Origin of the sequence: Mycolicibacterium sp. Y3 (assembly GCF_051188035.1) — a bacterium.
GTDB classification, from domain to species: domain Bacteria; phylum Actinomycetota; class Actinomycetes; order Mycobacteriales; family Mycobacteriaceae; genus Mycobacterium; species Mycobacterium fluoranthenivorans.
Genome location: NZ_JAVQLT010000001.1, coordinates 2,458,995 through 2,478,018 on the forward strand (window position 1 = coordinate 2,458,995; position 19,024 = coordinate 2,478,018).

The window sequence follows — 19,024 nt, forward strand, 5'->3', positions numbered from 1 at the left end:
AGGAGCCTTCACCATGACGGTGAATCCAGCAGCCCCCCAGAAGTTGCGCCTGAGCGAGGATGCCGTGGGGCGGCTCGCGACGGCGTACCTGGCAACCCACCACGGACCGCACGGCGACGCCCCCTCCACCGACGTCGCCGTCACCGTGCCGGTGGACCGGGCCGTCACCGCCCAGGTCATGTCCCCGGAACTCCTGGCCGCCCACACCCGGCTGGGTGAGGTCCGGGCGCCCGGACAGACCCTGGTCGCGGTGTACCCGGCGGATGTCCCGGGGGCGAGCGAAGCGACGGGGGAAACAGCCCGCGGCTTCGGTCCGGCGCTGCAGGTGGTCACCGATCACAGCCCGATGCTGATGGATTCGGTCACCGTCATGCTGCACCGGCTGGGTGTGAATTACGTGTCGATCATGAACCCGATCCTGCGGGTGCAGCGCGGGCCGGGCGGGGAACTGCTCGATGTCGCCCCGGCGGTGGGACCCGATGCCCCGGCCCGCGGTATCGACGAGACCTGGATCCACGTGCGGCTCGCCCCGACGGCCGACCCGGCCGCGGTGGACGAGGCCGCCACCATGCTGCCCCATGTGCTCGCCGACGCCCGGCAGGTCGCCACCGACTCCTCGGCGCTCAACGCCACGCTGGTCGGGCTGGCGAACGCGCTGGACGCCGACCACGCCGGCCATTTCGCCGGGCCGGACCGCCGCGACGTCGCCTCGCTGCTGCGCTGGCTGGCCGACGGGCATTTCGTGCTGTTGGGCTATCAGCGCTGCGCGGTGGCCGGCGGCACGGCCACGGTGGACCCGGCCAGCCGGCTGGGTGTGTTGCGGTCGCGCACCGATGTCTTCCCGGAACTGACCACCCCCGGCGATCTGCTGATACTGGCCCAGGCGACCATGCCCAGCTTCCTGCGGTACGGCGCCTACCCGTACATGGTGGTGATCCGGGAGAACCCGGGTGGACCGGCATCCACCCAGGGCGTCGAGCACCGCTTCGTCGGGGTGTTCACGGTGGCGGCGATGAACGCCAACGTGCTGGAGATCCCGCTGATCGCCCGTCGCGTCGACGAGGTGCTGGCGCGGACGCACGGCGATCCCAGCCATCCCAGCCAACTGATGCTCGACATCATCCAGACCATCCCGCGCTCCGAGTTGTTCGCGCTGAGCAGTGTGCAGCTCTTGGACACCGCACGCGCGGTGGTCGACCTCGGCTCGCTGCGACGGGCCCTGCTGTTCCTGCGTGCCGATCAGCTCGGCCACTTCGTCTCGGCGCTGGTGTATCTGCCCCGGGACCGCTACACCACCGCGGTGCGGCTGGCCATCCAGGACATCCTGGTTCGCGAGCTCGGCGGTGTCAGCATCGAGTACGCCGCCCGGGTCAGTGAATCACCCTGGGCTGTCGTGCATTTCACCATCAAGATGCCCGAAGGAGTGCGCCGCGCGGATATCGACACCTCGTCGGAGAACGGGAACCGGATCCAGCAGCTGCTCACCGAGGCCTCCCGCACCTGGGCCGACCGGCTGATCGGGTCGGTCAAGTCCGGCGCCATCGGCCAAACCCTGGCCGAGCATTACGCGGCGGCGTTCCCCGAGGTCTACAAGCAGGCGTTCACCCCGGCCGAAGCCATCGGTGACATCGCGATCATCGAAGAGCTGCAGGACAACACGGTCAAGTTGGTGTTCGCCGAGGGCACCGGCGACGACCGGGTGGCCAAGCTCACCTGGTACCTGGGCGGCCGCTCGGCCTCGCTGTCGGAGCTGCTGCCCATGCTGCAGTGCATGGGTGTGGTGGTGCTGGAGGAGCGGCCGTTCACGGTGATCCGCGCCGACGGCCTGCCGGTGTGGATCTACCAGTTCAAAGTGTCTCCGCACCAGTCCATCCCGGCAGACGCGGATCCCGACACCACGGCCACCCTGTTCGCCGACGCGGTCACCGCGATCTGGCAGGGCCGGGCCGAGATCGACCGGTTCAACGAACTGGTGCTGCGTGCGGGGCTGACCTGGCAACAGGTCACCATCCTGCGTGGTTACGCGAAATACCTGCGCCAGGCCGGATTCCCGTACAGCCAGTCCCATATCGAGACGGTGCTCAACGACAACGCGGGCACAGCGCGGTCACTGGTGGAACTGTTCGAGGCGCTCTTCGACCCGACCGCGACCGAACCGCCGCGCGACGCCCAGGCCGCCGCCGCAGCGGTCGCCGCCGATATCGATGCCCTGGTGAGCCTGGATACCGACCGGGTGCTGCGGGCCTTCGCCGGTCTGGTGCAGGCCACCCTACGCACCAACTACTTCGTCACCAGCCCGGATTCCGCGCGCGCCCAGAACGTGGTGTCGTTCAAGCTCAACCCCGGTCTGATCAGCGAGCTGCCCTTGCCCCGGCCGCGATTCGAGATCTTCGTCTACTCGCCGCGAGTGGAAGGCGTGCACCTGCGCTTCGGTTTCGTGGCCCGTGGTGGCCTGCGATGGTCGGATCGCCGCGAGGACTTCCGCACCGAGATCCTGGGACTGGTCAAGGCGCAGGCGGTGAAGAACGCCGTCATCGTGCCGGTCGGCGCCAAGGGTGGGTTCGTCGTCAAGCAACCTCCGCTGCCCACCGGCGACGCCGCGACCGACCGCGACGCCCAGCGCGCCGAGGGGGTGGCCTGCTACCGGCTGTTCATCTCGGGGCTGCTCGATCTCACCGACAATGTCGAGAAGGGCAGCGGAAACGTGATCACCCCGCCGGGGGTGGTACGCCGCGACGGTGATGACGCCTACCTGGTGGTCGCGGCCGACAAAGGCACCGCGACATTCTCCGATATCGCCAACGATGTCGCGCAGTCGTACGGGTTCTGGCTCGGCGACGCGTTCGCCTCCGGTGGCTCGGTGGGTTATGACCACAAGGCGATGGGCATCACCGCCAAGGGCGCCTGGGAATCGGTGAAGCGGCACTTCCGCGAAATGGGTGTCGACACCCAGACCCAGGATTTCACGGTGGTCGGTGTCGGCGATATGAGCGGTGACGTGTTCGGCAACGGGATGTTGCTGTCCAAGCACATTCGGCTGGTGGCGGCGTTCGACCACCGGCACATCTTCCTGGACCCCGACCCGGACGCGGCCACCTCATGGGTGGAACGGGAGCGGATGTTCGCGCTGCCACGGTCCAGCTGGGATGACTACGACCGATCGCTGATCAGCGAGGGCGGCGGTATCTACAGCCGGGAACAGAAGTCCATCCCGATCAGCTCCCAGGTGCGCACCGCGCTCGGCCTGGCCGACGACGTCACCGAGATGACCCCGCCGGCCCTGATGAAGGCGGTCCTGCTGGCGCCCGTCGACCTGTTCTGGAACGGCGGTATCGGTACCTACATCAAGGCCGAGACCGAATCCGATGCAGCGGTCGGCGATCGTGCCAACGACCCCGTCCGCGTGAACGGAAATCAGTTGCGGGTCAAGGTGATCGGCGAGGGTGGCAACCTGGGCGTGACCCAGCGCGGCCGGATCGAATTCGCCCTCACGGGTGGGCATGTCAACACCGACGCCATGGACAACTCGGCCGGCGTTGACTGCTCCGACCACGAGGTGAACATCAAGATCCTGGTCGACTCCTTGGTCACCACGGGCAAGGTGAGCGCCGGCGAGCGCACCGAGTTGCTGATGTCGATGACCGACGAGGTCGGCGAGCTGGTGCTGGCCGACAACAAGGATCAGAACGACCTGATGGGCACCAGCCGGGCCAATGCGCCCAGCCTGCTGTCGGTTCATGCCCGCCAGATCAAGGAGCTGGTCGACGAGCACGACCTCAACCGTGAGCTGGAGGCGCTGCCGTCGGAGAAGGAGATCCACCGTCGCGCGGACCTCGGATTGGGTTTGACCTCACCGGAATTGGCCACCTTGATGGCGCACGTGAAGCTTGCGCTCAAAGACCAGCTGCTGGCCAGCGACGTCCCCGACCAGGAAGTGTTCGCCGCCCGGCTGCCGTCGTACTTCCCGTCCGAGCTGCGAGACCGGTTCGGCAGTGACATCCGTAATCATCAGCTGCGCCGCGAGATCGTCACCACCATGCTGGTCAACGACCTCGTCGACACCAGCGGTATCACCTACCCCTACCGGATCAGCGAGGATGTCGGGGTCGGCGCAGTCGACGCGGTGCGCAGCTACGTCGCCACCGACGCGATCTTCAAGGTCGGCGAGGTGTGGCACGCGATCCGCGCGGCCGGACAGGCCGGGGTGCCGGTCGCGACGACCGACCGGATGACGCTGGACCTGCGCCGGCTCATCGATCGGGCCGGCCGCTGGCTGCTCAACAACCGGCCGCAGCCGCTGGCCGTGGGCGCCGAGATCAACCGGTTCGCCGAGAAGGTGGCCGCCCTCACCCCGCGGATGTCGGAATGGCTGCGCGGTGACGACAAGGCGATCGTGGAGAAGGACGCCGGCGAATTCATGGCGCAGGGTGTGTCGGAGGAGCTGGCCTATATGGTGGCCACCGGTCTGTACCAGTACAGCCTGCTCGACATCATCGACATCAGCGACATCCTGGAACGCGATGCCGCCGAGGTGGCCGACACCTACTTCGCGCTGATGGATCACCTGGGCGCGGACGGCCTGCTGACCGCGATCTCCCGGCTGGCCCGCGACGATCGCTGGCATTCGTTGGCGCGCTTGGCCATTCGCGACGATATCTACGGATCGTTGCGCTCCCTCTGTTTCGACGTGATGGCCGTCGGCGAACCGGACGAGAACGGTGAGCAGAAGATCGAGGAATGGGAGATCACCAACACCTCCCGGATGGCCCGGGCCCGCCGCACCCTCGACGAGATCTATGCAGAAGGCGAGCGGGACCTGGCCACGCTGTCGGTGGCGGCCCGTCAGATCCGCAGCATGACACGAACGAGTGGAACGGGAACAAGTGCCTAACGGGTTCGTCACGCCGGTGCCGGTGCGCTGGTCGGATATCGACATGTACCAGCACGTCAACCACGCGACCATGGTGACGATCCTGGAGGAGGCCCGGGTTCCGTTCCTGCACGAGCCGTTCGCCGGCGACATCGATACCACCGGCCTGCTGATAGCCGAGGTCAAGGTGTCCTACAAAGGCCAAGTGCGCCTGACGGATTCGCCATTGCAGGTGACCATCTGGGTCAACCGCCTGCGCGCGGTGGACTTCACTCTCGGTTACGAGGTGCGCTCGGTGCACGCCGCTCCCGATTCCAAGCCGGCCGTCATCGGGGAAACGCAGTTGGCGGCCTTCAACATCGAAGAGCAGAAGTTGGTGCGCCTCGCGCCGCACCACCGCGAGTACCTCGAGCGCTACTTGCGGCCATCGGCGTGACCGCCGCAGAGCGGGGCATCTGGCTCGACGATGCGGCCAGTCGCGACGACCTGAGCACGTTCGCCGAACGCACGCTGCGCCTCGACGACGCTGCCGTGGTCCGACTGCGACAACGGCCGGACGGCAACATCGTCGCCTGGGTCGGTACAGGTTTCGATGTGCTGGCCAGCCGGGTGGTCGGCGGAACGGTGCGTCCTACAGATCTCTGCGTGGGCGCCGACAGTCTGGTCGGCGCGCTGTCCGCGATGGCGGTGTCGGGGTTCGTCGCGCCCGGCTTCGCGATGGATTCGGCCTGGCGCGGTGTGCTGCCCCCGGAAAGTGGGTTCGTTCACCTCGACGATGTGCCCGCACGGGCCGTGCTCGATCTGGCCGAACGAGGCGCCGCCCTGGCCAAAGAACACAGCAGCGCACACGGGCCGCCGGCTTCCCTGCTCGATCAGGAGGTGCTGGCGGTGAGCTCCGGCAGCACCGAGGTGGGCATCCCGATGCGCTGCGTGTTCGCCCTCACCGCCATGGGTTTCCTGCCGCCGAGCGGTAGCGAGGTCGGCGCCGAGGAGATCGTGCGGGTGCGGGTGCACCCGGCGTGGCTGCGGGTCGACGCCCGATTCGGCACCGTGTACCGGCGGATCGGCGACCCCGCCATGGTCTTGCGTTAGACCAGCCAGGCCGCGGAATCGGGCGGTAACAGGCCGTCGGTCAACGGACCGCTGGTCAGCAACACCTCACCGGGCGGCAGCGCCATCGCCGCATCGCCGGTGTTGAGCACACAGACCAGCCCACCCTCGCGCCGGAACACCCCGTCACCGCGCCACGCCAAACTGCCGTCGAATTCGGAACGCGCGGAACGTAACTGGATGGCCTGCTGGAACAGGGTCAGAGTCGATCCAGGGTCGGCGAGCTGGTGCTGCACCGTCGAGGCTGCCCAGTCGGCGGGCATCGGCAGCCAGGTGTCCGGATTGGTGGAGAAGCCGAACGGCGGCGTGTGCCCGGCCCAGGGCAGCGGTACCCGGCAGCCGTCGCGTCCGCGTTCGGTGCGCCCGGAGCGCTCCCACACCGGATCTTGGAGCACCTCGTCGGGCAGCTCGACCTGCGGCAGACCCAGTTCCTCACCGTTGTAGACGAACGCGACGCCGGGCAGCGCCAGCATCACCAGCGCCATGGCCCGGGCCCGGGCCAACCCCCGCGCACCGCCGCCATAGCGGGTGACCTCGCGTTCCACGTCGTGATTGGACAGTGTCCACGTCGGTACCGCACCGGCCAGCTCGGCCGCGGCCAGCGAGTTGTCGATTGCCGCCCGCACGTCGGCGGTGTCGAAATCGGCCTGTACCAACCGGAAATTGAAGCCCAGGTGCAGTTCGTCGGGTCGCAGGTACTTGGCGAACCGCTCGTTGCCGTGCACCCACACCTCGCCGACCGCCACCGATTCGGGATAGTCGTCGAGCACCTGCCGGATGAAGCGGTGGATCTCGTGCACGCTCTCGTTGTCGAAGCGCGGATCGTCTTCGGCATTGCGCAGCAGCTCGTTGTCGGCCAGCGACATGTCCGGCAGCCCGGGCGGTTTCGCCATCCCGTGCGCGACATCGATGCGGAACCCGTCGACCCCGCGGTCCAGCCAGAACCGCAACGTCTTCTCGACATCGGAGAACACCTCGGGGTGTTCCCAGTTCAGGTCGGGCTGGGCACTGTCGAACAGGTGCAGGTACCACTGCCCGTCGGGCACCCGGGTCCAGGCCGGCCCGCCGAACACCGACACCCAGTTGTTCGGCGGCGCGTCCCCGACGCCGTCCCGGAAGATGAACCGATCCCGCCGGGACGGATCGGCCAGCGCTTCGAGGAACCACGGGTGCGCCGAACTGACGTGATTGGGCACCAGGTCCATGGTCACCCGGATGTCGCGGGCGTGGGCCGCGGCCAGCAGCCGGTCCAGCGCCGTCAGGTCACCGAACAGCGGGTCGATATCGCGCGGGTCGGCGACGTCGTAGCCGTGGTCGGCCATCGGGGACACCATGACCGGATTGAGCCACAGGGCGTTGACCCCGAGGGCGGACAGGTAGTCGAGTCGTTCGGTGATGCCGTCCAGATCGCCGACACCGTCGCCGTTGCTGTCCCGGAACGAGCGCGGGTAGAGCTGATAGAACACCGCGGCGGCCCACCAATCCGGGCGAGCGAAGCGACGGGAAATAGGGCCCAGCATCAGAACGCCGAGTTCACCATCGACTCGGCGGCCATGTTCAGGTAGTTCAGCAGCAGCTGGCGGTGCGCATCGTCCAGCGTCGTCGAGTCGATCGTGGCGACCGCGGTATGCATGCAGCGCAGCCAGGCGTCGCGCTCCAGGAACCCGATCCGGAACGGAGCATGGCGCATGCGCAGCCGCGGATGGCCCCGCTGATCGGAGTAGGTGCGCGGGCCGCCCCAGTACTGCTCCAGGAACATCCGCAGCCGTTCCTCGGCCCCGTCGATATCGTCCTCGGGGTACAGCGGCAGCAGGATCTCGTCCTCGCGTACCAGCTCGTAGAACTTCGACACGATCGCGGCGAACGTGGCGTGGCCGCCGACTTCGTCGTAGAACGAGCGCTCCGGTTGGGTCACGTCCTCCATTCTCCAGCACTGCCCTGGATCGGCCACCGCCGGTCGTGCCTAGCCGGGCTAAGCAAGCCGTCACCGAGTGTTCATCGGACTGACCAGCGAACACCCGCTGAATTGCCGTGCGATCCCCGCTGATCCATGGTGGACTGTGCAGCGGAGGACGAATGTCGCAGCGCAAGAAAAGCCCTGCTCGACGAGCGGGCTACCGGTACCCCACGGCCGCGGTTGCTCCTGTCGCTGCCCATTCACCGCAGTTCGCCCCACCGCAGTTCGCCGAGGCCTTACCGGCCGCCCATTCGGCCTCCGTCTGGGGTCGGCGCAGGGTGTTGCTGCTGAATTCCACCTACGAGCCACTGACAGCGCTGCCGATGCGGCGCGCCGTCATCATGCTGATGTGCGGTAAGGCCGACGTCGTCCACGACGACCCGTCCGGACCGGTCATCCACTCCGCGACCCGCACCATCGTGGTGCCCTCGGTGATCCGGCTGCGTTCCTTCGTGCGGGTGCCCTACCGGGCGCGTATCCCGATGACCCGGGCGGCGCTGATGCACCGCGACCGGTTCCGGTGTGCCTACTGCGGGCAGAAGGCCGACACCGTCGACCACGTCATCCCACGCAGCCGCGGCGGTGAGCACTCCTGGGAGAACTGCGTGGCGGCCTGCTCGTCGTGCAACCACCGCAAGGCCGACCACTTGCTCAGCGAGCTGGGCTGGACGCTGCGGTCGGCCCCGATGCCGCCCAAGGGGCAGCACTGGCGGCTGCTGTCCACGGTGAAGGAACTGGACCCGGCATGGGTCAGATATCTGGGTGAGGGCGCGGCGTGAAACACGCTGCGCTACGGTTTGCGTCGTGAGCATTGCACTGACCCATTCCCTGCTCGGTGGGGTCCCGCTGGTGGTGTTCCTGCTGCTGGCCGTTGTGACTCTGTCCCGTAAGGGCCCGCACCCGGCGACCTACAAACTGTCCGACAAGTGGACGCACGACCCCATCCTGTGGGCGTCGGACGAGCCCGCCGACCACGGCCACGGTGGCCACGGTTCGCATGTGAACGTGGGAGGTTCCGCAAGTGGCAAGTGGTGAGCTGGCGACGACGGACGTGACGGCCAAGACCGACGTCGACCTTCCCTACGGCTACGCGCTGACCTACAGCGGCCGGATCTCGGGTGTCACCGAGCCGGGCGAGCTGTCGGTGCACTACCCGTTCCCGACCAAGGACCTCGTCGTCCTCGATGACGCGCTGAAGTACGGCTCGCGCGCGGCCAAGGCCCGCTTCGCGGTGTACATCGGCCCGCTGGGTGAGGACACCGCCGCCACCGCGCGGGAGATCCTCGGCAAGGTGCCCACACCGGACAACGCCATGCTGATCGCGGTGTCGCCGGATCAGCACGCCATCGAGGTGGTCTACGGCGCCGACCTGAAGGGCCGTGGGGCCGAGACCGCCGCACCGCTCGGGGTGTCGGCCGCCATCGGCTCACTCAAGCAGGGCAATCTGATCGACGCACTGGTGAGCGCCGTGCGCGTGATGTCGGCCGCGGTGTCGCCGGCCTGACAACGTCCATACCGTCCCGGTACCGGCCTATGCAGGTTCGGTACCGGGACGGTATGCGTTCGGGGCGGTGCCGTTTCTGATCGCCACGTAGCGCTCCAGGAAGGTGCGCTCGTCGAGCCGCTTGCGCCGCATCCAGCTGGTGACCTCGTCATTGCACTTGCTGGCGTTGCAGGCCGCGCAGGCGGGCACCACGTTCTCGACGGTGTATCTGCCGCCGCGCGAGATCGCCATGACGCAGTCCCGCTGCAGGGGTTTGCCCGTCACGCCGCAGTAGGCACAGCCGTTCCAGGCCGCCTTCAGCGCAGTCCACTGCTCCTCGGTGAGGTCGTTGACGACCGCTTTCACCCGGCGGGTGCGCCTGCGCGCCGCGCGGGCTCTCCGACTGTTGGGGGCCGCCATGGCCAGATCTTCCCAGCGCGAGCGTGCGCAGCCGCACAGCCGCCACGGCGTGTCGGTGGGCAGACACGCACGCTCGCCGATCAGCTCACATCAAACGTCCGGGCCTTGAGCGCACGTTCGACGCCGGCCCGGCCCTCCAGCACCAGGCGGCGCAGGGCGGGCGGCAGGTCGGGGTCGGCCAGGAACGCGTCGGCGGCTTCCAGGCCGCCCTGGCTGACATCCCAGGACGGGTACAGGCCGATCACCACGGTTTGGGCCACCTCGCTGGAGCGCCGCTCCCACACACCGGCGATGGCGGTGAAGTAGAGATCGCGGAACGGGGTCAGCAGTGCGGTCTGGCCGGGCGCGACGATCCCGCCGACGATGGCCCGGGTGGTGATGTTGGCCAGCGTGTCGTCTTCGATGACCTGTTGCCAGGCGGCCTCTTTGACCGCCTTCTGGGGCCGGGCGGCGGCCGCCGCGGCCGCGTTGCGCTTACCTGCCGCGGTCGGGTCGCTGGCCGCTTCGGCGTCGATGAACGGGGTCTCCGGGGCGTCGGCGTCGATGGCCCCGGCACCGGCCAGCGCGGTGACGATGCGCCAGCGCAGGTCGGTGTCGATCACCAGCCCGGCCAGGTTCACCGCCGCCGGTTCGTTGTCCAGCAGCGTGGACAGCACGGCGATGTGATTGGGCGACAGCACCGAGGTGCACAGGGCGTTGACGAAGGCCAGTTGGTGATCCGAACCCGGCGCGGACTCGCGGGCCCGGTCCAGCAGCGCGTCGCCGAAGGCCGGCCAGCCGTTCTCCTTGGCCCACACCGGGTCGGCGTAGGCGTTCAGCGCCGTCTGCGCCTGCAGCAGAAGCCGCTGTGCCACACCCACTTCGGTCTCCGCGTGGATGCCGCTGATCACCAGGGCGACGAAGTCGCGGGCCTTCAGCTCGGCCTCACGGGTCATCTCCCACGCCGCCGACCAGGCCAGCGTGCGGGGGAGCGGATCGGCGAAATCGGCGATCCGGGACAGCGCCGTCTGCAGCGACTCCGGGTCCAACCGCACCGCGCAGTAGGTCAGGTCCTCGTCGTTGACGAGGATGAACTTGCCGCGCGCGGCGCCGACCAGTTCGGGTACCTCGGTGGTGGGGCCTTCGACGTCCAGTTCGATCCGGTTGACCCGCACCAGCTTGCCGCTGGCATCGTCGTCGTAGATGCCGACGGCCAGCCGGTGCACCCGGGTCTCGCCGGCACCCGGCGCGGCGCCGGACTGGCTGATCGCGAATCGGGTGAAGTGGCCGTCACCGTCGACGTCGAAATCGGGGCGCAGCGTGTTCAGGCCGGTGGTCTTGAGCCACTGCCGGCCCCACTGTGACAGATCGCGGCCCGAGGACTTCTCCAGCGCGCCAAGCAGATCCCCGAAGGTGGCATTGCCGAAGGCGTGGTCGCGGAAGTAGTCGCGCAACCCGGCGAGGAACGCTTCCAGGCCGACGTAGGCGACCAGCTGCTTGAGCACACTGGCGCCCTTGGCGTAGGTGATGCCGTCGAAGTTCACCTCGACCGCGTGCAGGTCCGGGATGTCGGCGGCGACGGGATGGGTCGACGGCAGCTGGTCCTGGCGGTAGGCCCACGACTTCTCCACGTTGGCGAACGTCGTCCAGGCTTGGTCGTATTCGGTGGCCTCGGCCTGGCACAGCACCGACGCGAACGTCGCGAAGGACTCGTTGAGCCACAGGTCATCCCACCACTGCATGGTGACCAGGTCGCCGAACCACATGTGCGCCATCTCGTGCAGCACGGTCTCGGCGCGGCGCTCGTAGCTGTAGCGGGTCACCTTGGACCGGAAGACGTAGTCCTCCAGGAAGGTCACCGCACCCGCGTTCTCCATGGCGCCCGCATTGAACTCCGGCACGAACAACTGGTCGTACTTGCCGAACGCGTAGGGGATGCCGAAGTTGCGGTGGTAGAAGCCGAAGCCCTGCTTGGTCTCGGTGAACAACCGTTCGGCGTCCATGAACTCGCCGAGCGAGGCGCGGCAGAAGATGCCCAGCGGGATCTCGCCGTGCTCGTCGGTGTAGACGTCGTCCCAGCGCGCGTACGGGCCGGCGATCAGCGCGGCCAGGTAGCTGCTCATCTTCGGCGTGGTCGCGAAGGTGTGCACACCGTCGTGTACCGACACCGTCGCGCCATTGGAGATCACCTGCCAGTGCACCGGCGCCTTGACGGTGACGTCGAAGGTGGCCTTGAGATCGGGCTGATCGAAGCAGGCGAACATGCGCTTGGCATCGGCGGTTTCGAACTGAGAGTACAGGTACACCTCGTTGTCGACCGGGTCGACGAAGCGGTGCAATCCCTCGCCGGTGTTGGAGTACCGGCAGTCCGCGTCGACGACCAGGACGTTGTGGGCCTGCAGACCGGTCAGCGCGATGCCGGTGGACTCGTCGTAGCCGGACACGTCGAGCGAGGCACCGTTGAGGGTCGCGCTGCGCACCGTTGCGGCGGCGATGTCGATGTAGGTCTCGGCTCCGGGCAGCGCGTCGAACGTCACGGTGGTGACGGAGTGGAAGGTCTTCGCCGACACATTTCCCGCGTCGCTTCGCTCCTGCCCTCCGGAGGCCGTGAGGTCGAGATCGATGCGGTAGTTGTCAACGGTCACCAGTGCGGCGCGCTCGGCGGCCTGGTCGCGTGTCAGATTGGGGAGTGCCACGCGTCCAACCTAGTCGGATCCGCCGGGAGCCGGGGATTGGAATCGGCGGGGACGGGAACATCGACCACATGCCCGAAGTTGTGTTGGGTGGACAGCTGTGCCCACGTCGAGAGGACTGACCCCAATGGCGAAAAAAGACGTTGCAGACTTCTGGTTCGATCCGCTGTGCCCGTGGGCGTGGATCACGTCCCGCTGGATCCTCGAAGTCGAGAAGGTCCGGGATATCGAGGTCAACTTCCACGTCATGAGCCTGGCGGTGCTCAACGAGGGTCGCGACCTGCCCGAGGAGTACGTCGAGATGATGAAGAAGGCATGGGCGCCGGTACGCGTCGCGGTGGCCGCCGAGCAGGCCAAGGGCCCGGAGATCCTCGCCCCGCTCTACACCGCCATGGGCACCCGGATCCACAACGAGGGCAACAAGGACTTCGCGGTCGTGATCCGCGACTCGCTGGAAGAGCTGGGCCTGCCGGCCGAGCTGGCCGAGGCCGCCACCAGCGACAAGTTCGACGAGGCGCTGCGCAAGAGCCACCACGAGGGTATGGACCCGGTCGGTCCCGATGTCGGCACGCCGACCATCCACGTCAACAAGACCGCGTTCTTCGGCCCGGTGCTCTCCCGTATCCCGCGCGGCGAGGAGGCCGGCAAGCTGTGGGACGCCTCGGTGATCTTCGCCGGCTACCCGCACTTCTGGGAGCTCAAGCGGACCCGGACGGAGTCACCCGAGTTCGACTAGGAGCTGACGTGCGGATTCGGTCGCGATCCTCGATGTTCATCGAGGATTCCACCGGCACCCCTGGCAGGTAACCAGCCGATCCGCACTGCGCGCCGCGGTGCGAGATGAGAAAGTACCTGTCATGACAGCGGCCGAACCCACCACCGACGGGTCCTACCGAGACAAGATCGCAGCCGTCGAACCCGGCGGGAACGAGTTCATCGCCGAAGCGGACCGGCACGGTAAACCCAGCCAACTGTTCTGGACGTGGACGTCGCCCAACCTGGAGTTCGCCACCATCTTCGTCGGCGTCCTCGCGGTCGCCTACTACGGTATGACGTTCTGGCAGGCCGTCGCCGGGATCGTGCTCGGCACCGGGCTCGGCGCCGTCGCGCACTACTTCCTCTCCGCGCGGGGCCCGCTGCACGGTGTGCCGCAGATGGTGCTGGGCCGGTTGCCGTTCGGGTTCAAGGGCAATGTGGTGCCCGCGGTGTTGATGTCGGTCACCGCCGGGGTCGGCTGGTTCGCCACCAACAGCGTCAGCGGGGCGTTCGCCCTGTCGACGCTGTTCCACATCGGGCCGGTGCTCGCCCTGGTGATCATCGTGGTGCTGCAGACGGCGCTGGCGTTCTTCGGGCACAACCTGGTGCAGGCCTTCGAGCGGTGGGCGTTCCCGGTGCTCGCGGTGATCTTCGTGGTCACCTCGGTGGCGATTCTGGCCAAGTCGCACCCGGGGGCAGCAGCAGTGGAGGGTGGCGTGGGCGGGATGGGCGGTTTCCTGCTCACCGTCGGCACGGCCTTCGGCTACGCCGCCGGCTGGACGCCGTACGCCGCCGACTACACCCGCTACCTGCCGTCGAGCGTAAACACCGCACGCACGGGATGGTTCGCCGCCGCGGGTCTTTTCGTGTCATGCGTGGTGTTGGAGGTCGTCGGCGCGGCCTCGGTCACCATCGGGCCTGCCCTGTCGGAGAACCCGACCGAGGCGTTCACCTCGGAGCTGAGCTCCTGGTTGGCCAAGTTGACGCTGCTGGCGATCGCCATCGGCGCCGTGGCCGCCAACGCGATCAATGTGTACTCGGGCGCCATGGCTTTCGTCACCATCGGGATCAAGCTGCCGCACCATGTGGCGCGTGCCCTGGTCACGGTGTTCTTCGGGGTGGCCGGCTTCCTCATCGCCTTGTGGGCGCTGGGCGACGCCGCGGCCAGCTACGAGGCGTTCCTGCTGATCATCGCGTACTGGATCGGGCCGTGGCTGGGGGTGGTGTTCGCCGATCAGTACCTGCGCCGCGGACAGTCGGTCGCCGGATTCCTGTACGACCGGTCGTACGCGAACTGGCCGGGGCTGTTGTCCTTCCTGGTCGGTCTGGTGGTGTCGGTGGTGTTGTTCTCCAATCAGGTGAAGTTCGTCGGCGTCATCGCCGAAGCGGTGCCGCAACTCGGCGACATCACCTTCTTCGTGGGCTTCGTCATTTCCGGCGCGTGCTATCTCGCGTTCTGCCGATCCAAGATCGCCGCGGAGCGTGCCCTGGTATGACACCGGAGCAGATGCTCGACATCGCCGTCGAGGAGGCCCGAAGAGGACTGGCCGAGGGTGGAATCCCGATCGGCGCCGCCCTGTTCGGTGCCGACGGGCAGCTGCTCGGGGCCGGGCACAACCGGCGCGTGCAGAACGACGATCCGTCGGTGCATGCCGAGACCGACGCCTTCCGCGCGGCGGGCCGCCAGCGCGGCTACCGATCCACGGTGATGGTCACCACGCTGTCCCCGTGCTGGTATTGCAGCGGGCTGGTGCGGCAGTTCAACATCGGTGCGGTGGTGATCGGTGAATCCCGCACCTTCCACGGCGGCCATGACTGGCTGGCCGAGCACGGGGTGGCGGTGACGCTGCTGGACGACGAGCGCTGCGTGACGATGATGGAAGAGTTCATCGCCGCGAAGCCGGAATTGTGGGCGGAGGATATCGGCGAATGAGTGCCATTGCGACGGTGGATATTTCCCGTTGGTACGCCGGAGGTGCGCAGGCTGATGCGCTGGCGGCCGAGGTGGACGAGGGCCTGCAGCGCGCGGGGTTCATCGTGGTCACCGGCCACGGCGTGGACACCGACCTGGCGGCGCGGGTACGCGCGGCCAGCCGGGAGTTCTTCGCACTGCCCACCGAGGTCAAGGCGCGCTATTCGGTGCCGGTCGGCGGGCACGGCTGGATCGGTCCGGGGGCGGAGGCCAACGGGTACTCCGAGGGCACCGAAACGCCGCCGGACCTCAAGGAGAGCTACAGCCTGGGCGCCGAGACCGCGACCGGGGACCCCGAGGTGGACCGGATCTGGTTCGCGCCCAATGTGTGGCCGGCCGAGGTGCCCGCCCTGCAGACCCTGGTGACCGAGTACACCGAGCAGATGCGCAAGGTGTCCGACGACCTACTGGCCCTGTTCGCCCACGCGCTCGGGCTTTCGGTGAATCCCTTTGTCGCCCTGGCTGACAAGCCCACCTGGACGATGAACATCAATCACTACCCGCCGGTCAGTGTGGTGGGCGAACCCGAGCCGGGCCAGTTCCGCATCGGCCCGCACACGGATTTCGGCACCGTCACGGTGCTCGATCGCGAACCCGGGGCCGGCGGGCTGCAGGTGTACTCCGAAGCGGAGGGCTGGGAGGACGCGCCGTGGGAACCTGGCGCGCTCACGGTGAACATCGGTGACCTACTGGAGTATTGGAGCGGGCGGCGCTGGCCGTCCGGCCGGCACCGGGTGCTGCCACCGCAGCCGCATGCGCCCGAAGAGGACCTGGTGTCGTTGATCTACTTCTACGAGGCCAACCACGACGCGCTCGTCACACCGCTGCAGCCGCCGGTCGGCAAGGTGTCCGGCCTGGAGCCGGTGACGTCATCGGACTTCATCAAGGAACGCCTCGACGCCATCACCATCGGGTAGCTCGGCCGTTGCCGCCTCCAATGCGGCCAGTTGTGCTGCGCTGAAATGGATCTCGCCGGCGGCCAGGTTCTGCTGCAGGTGGCGTACCGATGTCGTCCCGGCGATCAGCAGGACGTTGTGTGCATGTGCCAGCAGCCAGGCCAGCCCCACCTGAGCGCCGGTGGCCCCGATCTCGGTGGCGATCCGTTGCACCACAACGTTGTCGGCGACTTTCGGGAAGCCGGGAAACGATGAGCCGAGCGGGAAGAACGGTACCCAGGCGATTCCGTGCTCGGCGCACAGCGCGAGTTCGTCCTCGTGTACCCGGTTGAGCAGGTTGTAGGCGTTCTGTACGCAGACGATGCCGGCGGGCAGCGCCCGGCGCAGGGTGTCCACATCGACATTGCTGATCCCGAGTGCGCCGATCTTGCCTTCGTCGCGCAGCGCGATCATCTCGGCCAACTGGTCGTCCAGGTCGACGATCTGGTCGCCCTCGGCGATCAGGCCGACCCCGATATCCGCGCGCCGCAGGTTGACCACCGGGATCTGCTCCACGCCGAGTCCGGCCAGGTCCAGTTCGACGGCGGTGCGCAGGTCGGCGGGTTTCTGTGCCAGCGCCAGCGGGATGGGTCCATTGGCGGGCCGGGCTCCCACCTTGCTGACGAGTACCAGTTCGTCGGGGTACGGGGACAGCGCGTCGCGGATGCGGCGGTTCACCACGCCGTCGTCGTAGAAGGAGGCGGTGTCGATGTGGTTGACGCCGAGTTCGACGGCGCGGCGCAGCACGGCGGTGGCGTCGTCATCGGGTACTGCGCGGGCGAGTCCCATGGCGCCGTATCCGATCCGGGCCACGGGATGGGTGCCGAGGGTGCCGGTGCCGCCGGGATGCGATGTGGGCATGGTGTGCTCCTGGAATGTCATACTCGAAAGCGATGCGGAGGAACCTCCGCTTTCTACGATAGCAAAACGGAGGTGCCTCCGCTATGGCTGAACGGGCCGACGCACGCCGCAACCGGGAACGGTTGCTCGCCGCGGCGACGGCGGCGTTCACCGCCGCCACCGGACCGGTGTCGTTGGAAGCAATCGCGCGTGACGCCGGCGTGGGCATCGGCACGCTGTATCGGCACTTCCCCACGCGGGAGGCCCTCGTCGAGGCGGTGTTCTGCACCGAACTCGCGGAGGTGGCGGCGTCGGCGGGGGAGCTGTTGCGCGAGCACCCACCGGTGTCTGCGCTACGCCGCTGGATGGACCGCTACGCGTCCTTCGTGGCCGCCAAGCGGGGGATGGCCGAATCGCTGCACGCCATGTTCAGCTCCGGTGCCGTCCAGCCCAGCCAGACCAGGGAGGCCGTGCTGGGTGCGGTGACGACGCTGCTCACCGCGGGTGCGCAGGACGGCAGCCTGCGGTCCGATATCGACGCCGACGACGTCGTCAGCAGCCTGCTGGGCATCTTCCTGGCCAGCAGATCCACCGAGCAGGCCGGCCGGCTGCTCGACCTGCTGGTCGACGGTCTGGTCGCACAACGCTGACACGTTAGGGTTACCCCCATGCGCGTCTACCTCGGTGCCGATCACGCCGGACTCGAATTCAAACAGACCATCATCGAGCATTTGCTGAAGAGCGGCCACGAGCCGATCGACTGCGGTGCCTACACCTACGACGCCGACGACGACTACCCGGCGTTCTGCATCTCCGCGGCGCTCAAGACCGTCGCCGATCCTGAGAGCCTGGGCATCGTGCTGGGCGGTTCGGGCAACGGCGAGCAGATCGCCGCCAACAAGGTGCCCGGCGCGCGCTGCGCCCTGGCCTGGAGCGTGGAGACCGCGCAACTGGCCCGCCAGCACAACAACGCCCAGTTGATCGGTATCGGCGGTCGCATGCACACCACCGAGGAGGCGTTGGCCATCGTCGACGCGTTCCTGTCCACCCCGTGGTCGGAGGCCGAGCGGCACCAGCGCCGCATCGACATCCTGGCGCAGTACGAGAAGGACCACATCGTGCCCCCGGTGCCCGGCGCCCCCGCCTGACCCTTGGCCTGATCCATGCCAGAAGGGCACACGCTGCACCGGCTGGCCCGGTTGCATCAGAAGCGGTTCGGCCGCGCGCCGGTGGCGGTATCCAGCCCCCAGGGCCGGTTCGGGGACGCGGCCGCGGTGAACGGTCTGGTCCTGCGCAAGGCCGATGCCTGGGGCAAGCACCTGTTCCACCACTACGACGACGGCGCGGTGGTGCACGTGCACCTGGGGCTGTACGGCACCTTCACCGAGTGGCCGGTGCCCCCGGAAAAGACACAGCCGCTGCCGGTCGGTCAGGTGCGGATGCGGATGGTCGGCGCCGAATACGGCACCGATCTGCGCGGGCCCACGGTGTGCGAACTGATCGACGAACCCGCCGTCGAGGACGTGGTGGCCCGGCTGGGCCCCGACCCGCTGCGCGCCGATGCCGACCCTGAGTTGGCATGGAAACGAATCACCAAGTCCCGCAGGACCATCGGTGGGCTGCTGATGGATCAGACGGTGATGGCCGGGGTGGGCAACGTGTACCGCAGTGAGTTGCTCTTCCGGCACCGGATCGATCCGTACCGTCCCGGCACGCATATCGACGCCGACGAATTCGGGGAGATGTGGACCGATCTGGTGGCCCTGATGAAGGTCGGGGTCCGCCGGGGCAAGATCGTCGTCGTCCGTCCGGAGCACGACCACGGCGCACCGTCCTATCGGGAGGGCCGGCCGCGCACGTACGTGTACCGCCGCGCGGGCGACCCCTGCCGTGTGTGTGGCACGACCATACGCACCGCCGAACTGGAGGCACGCAACGTCTACTGGTGTCCGAGCTGCCAGTCCTGAGGGGGTAGGCCGGGCGCGCCGGCGACTTTGACGGGACAATCG

At 67.9% G+C, this 19,024-nt stretch carries 18 protein-coding genes; 13 read left to right on the forward strand and 5 right to left on the reverse strand.

Features of this window, described 5'->3' with window-relative positions:
* Positions 1 to 13: 13 nt before the first annotated feature.
* Genes QN239_RS12000 through QN239_RS12010 form a run of 3 tightly spaced genes read left to right on the forward strand, consistent with a single transcriptional unit; the run spans position 14 to position 5,962 of the window.
* Entirely contained in the window at positions 14 to 4,891 is a 4,878-nt protein-coding gene (locus QN239_RS12000; protein ID WP_499010540.1) for an NAD-glutamate dehydrogenase, read from the forward strand.
* Positions 4,884 to 5,306, forward strand: a complete 423-nt coding sequence (locus QN239_RS12005) for an acyl-CoA thioesterase (RefSeq protein WP_499010541.1) — start codon at positions 4,884 to 4,886, stop codon at positions 5,304 to 5,306. The genes QN239_RS12000 and QN239_RS12005 overlap by 8 nt, the downstream gene beginning before the upstream one ends.
* Positions 5,303 to 5,962 (forward strand): DUF8185 domain-containing protein, encoded by a 660-nt coding sequence (locus tag QN239_RS12010; protein ID WP_499010543.1) that lies wholly within the window; start codon positions 5,303 to 5,305, stop codon positions 5,960 to 5,962. The genes QN239_RS12005 and QN239_RS12010 overlap by 4 nt, the downstream gene beginning before the upstream one ends.
* On the opposite strand, the gene QN239_RS12015 is transcribed toward QN239_RS12010, so the two are convergent.
* Both QN239_RS12015 and QN239_RS12020 read right to left on the reverse strand, forming a co-directional pair.
* Positions 5,959 to 7,500 carry a glycoside hydrolase family 13 protein gene (locus tag QN239_RS12015; protein WP_499010544.1) on the reverse strand — a complete coding sequence of 514 codons (1,542 nt, stop codon included), beginning with the start codon at positions 7,498 to 7,500 and terminating at the stop codon, positions 5,959 to 5,961. The two genes, QN239_RS12010 and QN239_RS12015, sit on opposite strands and share 4 nt — an antisense overlap.
* Positions 7,500 to 7,904, reverse strand: coding sequence for a globin (locus QN239_RS12020; RefSeq protein WP_170847055.1), 405 nt, complete (start codon positions 7,902 to 7,904; stop codon positions 7,500 to 7,502). The genes QN239_RS12015 and QN239_RS12020 overlap by 1 nt, the downstream gene beginning before the upstream one ends.
* Positions 7,905 to 8,056: 152 nt before the next feature.
* Between QN239_RS12020 and QN239_RS12025 the strand changes: the two genes are divergently transcribed.
* Genes QN239_RS12025 through QN239_RS12035 form a run of 3 tightly spaced genes read left to right on the forward strand, consistent with a single transcriptional unit; the run spans position 8,057 to position 9,441 of the window.
* Positions 8,057 to 8,716: an HNH endonuclease gene (locus QN239_RS12025; protein ID WP_499010547.1), complete on the forward strand. Its 660-nt coding sequence runs from the start codon at positions 8,057 to 8,059 to the stop codon at positions 8,714 to 8,716.
* Between the two features lie 25 nt (positions 8,717 to 8,741).
* On the forward strand, positions 8,742 to 8,972 hold the full coding sequence (ctaJ, locus tag QN239_RS12030; RefSeq protein WP_090353254.1) for an aa3-type cytochrome oxidase subunit CtaJ: 231 nt from the start codon (positions 8,742 to 8,744) through the stop codon (positions 8,970 to 8,972).
* Positions 8,959 to 9,441: a DUF5130 domain-containing protein gene (locus QN239_RS12035; protein WP_499010549.1), complete on the forward strand. Its 483-nt coding sequence runs from the start codon at positions 8,959 to 8,961 to the stop codon at positions 9,439 to 9,441. The genes ctaJ and QN239_RS12035 overlap by 14 nt, the downstream gene beginning before the upstream one ends.
* Before the next feature lie 27 nt (positions 9,442 to 9,468).
* Here QN239_RS12035 and QN239_RS12040 read toward each other — a convergent pair whose 3' ends face one another.
* Together QN239_RS12040 and pepN are read right to left on the reverse strand one after the other, a co-directional pair.
* The gene (locus tag QN239_RS12040; protein WP_499010551.1) at positions 9,469 to 9,840 is read right to left on the reverse strand and encodes an HNH endonuclease; all 372 of its coding nucleotides are present in this window, start codon (positions 9,838 to 9,840) and stop codon (positions 9,469 to 9,471) included.
* Between the two features lie 80 nt (positions 9,841 to 9,920).
* Positions 9,921 to 12,515, reverse strand: a complete 2,595-nt coding sequence (pepN, locus tag QN239_RS12045) for an aminopeptidase N (RefSeq protein WP_499010552.1) — start codon at positions 12,513 to 12,515, stop codon at positions 9,921 to 9,923.
* A gap of 124 nt (positions 12,516 to 12,639) precedes the next feature.
* Here pepN and QN239_RS12050 point away from each other — a divergent pair, with 124 nt between their 5' ends.
* The 4 genes from QN239_RS12050 to QN239_RS12065 all read left to right on the forward strand — a co-directional run bounded on the left by QN239_RS12050 (position 12,640) and on the right by QN239_RS12065 (position 16,157).
* The gene (locus tag QN239_RS12050) at positions 12,640 to 13,248 is read left to right on the forward strand and encodes a mycothiol-dependent nitroreductase Rv2466c family protein (protein WP_499010553.1); all 609 of its coding nucleotides are present in this window, start codon (positions 12,640 to 12,642) and stop codon (positions 13,246 to 13,248) included.
* Positions 13,249 to 13,369: 121 nt separating this feature from the next.
* Positions 13,370 to 14,764 carry a purine-cytosine permease family protein gene (locus QN239_RS12055; RefSeq protein ID WP_499010555.1) on the forward strand — a complete coding sequence of 465 codons (1,395 nt, stop codon included), beginning with the start codon at positions 13,370 to 13,372 and terminating at the stop codon, positions 14,762 to 14,764.
* On the forward strand, positions 14,761 to 15,201 hold the full coding sequence (locus QN239_RS12060; RefSeq protein ID WP_499010557.1) for a nucleoside deaminase: 441 nt from the start codon (positions 14,761 to 14,763) through the stop codon (positions 15,199 to 15,201). The genes QN239_RS12055 and QN239_RS12060 overlap by 4 nt, the downstream gene beginning before the upstream one ends.
* On the forward strand, positions 15,198 to 16,157 hold the full coding sequence (locus QN239_RS12065) for an isopenicillin N synthase family dioxygenase (protein ID WP_499010558.1): 960 nt from the start codon (positions 15,198 to 15,200) through the stop codon (positions 16,155 to 16,157). Before QN239_RS12060 ends, QN239_RS12065 begins: the two co-directional genes overlap by 4 nt.
* Here the strand turns inward: QN239_RS12065 and QN239_RS12070 are convergent.
* Positions 16,110 to 17,036 (reverse strand): aldo/keto reductase, encoded by a 927-nt coding sequence (locus tag QN239_RS12070; RefSeq protein ID WP_499010560.1) that lies wholly within the window; start codon positions 17,034 to 17,036, stop codon positions 16,110 to 16,112. The two genes, QN239_RS12065 and QN239_RS12070, sit on opposite strands and share 48 nt — an antisense overlap.
* A gap of 83 nt (positions 17,037 to 17,119) precedes the next feature.
* Between QN239_RS12070 and QN239_RS12075 the strand changes: the two genes are divergently transcribed.
* The 3 genes from QN239_RS12075 to QN239_RS12085 are packed head-to-tail and all read left to right on the forward strand — an operon-like array spanning position 17,120 to position 18,982.
* Positions 17,120 to 17,665: a TetR/AcrR family transcriptional regulator gene (locus tag QN239_RS12075; RefSeq protein WP_499010561.1), complete on the forward strand. Its 546-nt coding sequence runs from the start codon at positions 17,120 to 17,122 to the stop codon at positions 17,663 to 17,665.
* An 18-nt stretch (positions 17,666 to 17,683) separates the two neighbouring features.
* The gene (locus QN239_RS12080; protein WP_499010563.1) at positions 17,684 to 18,163 is read left to right on the forward strand and encodes a ribose-5-phosphate isomerase; all 480 of its coding nucleotides are present in this window, start codon (positions 17,684 to 17,686) and stop codon (positions 18,161 to 18,163) included.
* A 15-nt stretch (positions 18,164 to 18,178) separates the two neighbouring features.
* Positions 18,179 to 18,982: an Fpg/Nei family DNA glycosylase gene (locus QN239_RS12085; protein ID WP_499010564.1), complete on the forward strand. Its 804-nt coding sequence runs from the start codon at positions 18,179 to 18,181 to the stop codon at positions 18,980 to 18,982.
* Positions 18,983 to 19,024: the final 42 nt, after the last annotated feature.

Coding starts and splice junctions, on each gene's coding strand:
- QN239_RS12065 (WP_499010558.1), top strand. CDS start 15,198: ATGAGTGCCATTGCGACGGTGGATATTTCCCGTTGGTACGCCGGAGGT.
- QN239_RS12025 (WP_499010547.1), top strand. CDS start 8,057: ATGTCGCAGCGCAAGAAAAGCCCTGCTCGACGAGCGGGCTACCGGTAC.
- QN239_RS12055 (WP_499010555.1), top strand. CDS start 13,370: ATGACAGCGGCCGAACCCACCACCGACGGGTCCTACCGAGACAAGATC.
- QN239_RS12000 (WP_499010540.1), top strand. CDS start 14: ATGACGGTGAATCCAGCAGCCCCCCAGAAGTTGCGCCTGAGCGAGGAT.
- QN239_RS12060 (WP_499010557.1), top strand. CDS start 14,761: ATGACACCGGAGCAGATGCTCGACATCGCCGTCGAGGAGGCCCGAAGA.
- QN239_RS12015 (WP_499010544.1), bottom strand. CDS start 7,500: ATGCTGGGCCCTATTTCCCGTCGCTTCGCTCGCCCGGATTGGTGGGCC.
- QN239_RS12070 (WP_499010560.1), bottom strand. CDS start 17,036: ATGCCCACATCGCATCCCGGCGGCACCGGCACCCTCGGCACCCATCCC.
- QN239_RS12075 (WP_499010561.1), top strand. CDS start 17,120: ATGGCTGAACGGGCCGACGCACGCCGCAACCGGGAACGGTTGCTCGCC.
- QN239_RS12050 (WP_499010553.1), top strand. CDS start 12,640: ATGGCGAAAAAAGACGTTGCAGACTTCTGGTTCGATCCGCTGTGCCCG.
- QN239_RS12080 (WP_499010563.1), top strand. CDS start 17,684: ATGCGCGTCTACCTCGGTGCCGATCACGCCGGACTCGAATTCAAACAG.
- QN239_RS12085 (WP_499010564.1), top strand. CDS start 18,179: ATGCCAGAAGGGCACACGCTGCACCGGCTGGCCCGGTTGCATCAGAAG.
- QN239_RS12040 (WP_499010551.1), bottom strand. CDS start 9,840: ATGGCGGCCCCCAACAGTCGGAGAGCCCGCGCGGCGCGCAGGCGCACC.
- QN239_RS12020 (WP_170847055.1), bottom strand. CDS start 7,904: ATGGAGGACGTGACCCAACCGGAGCGCTCGTTCTACGACGAAGTCGGC.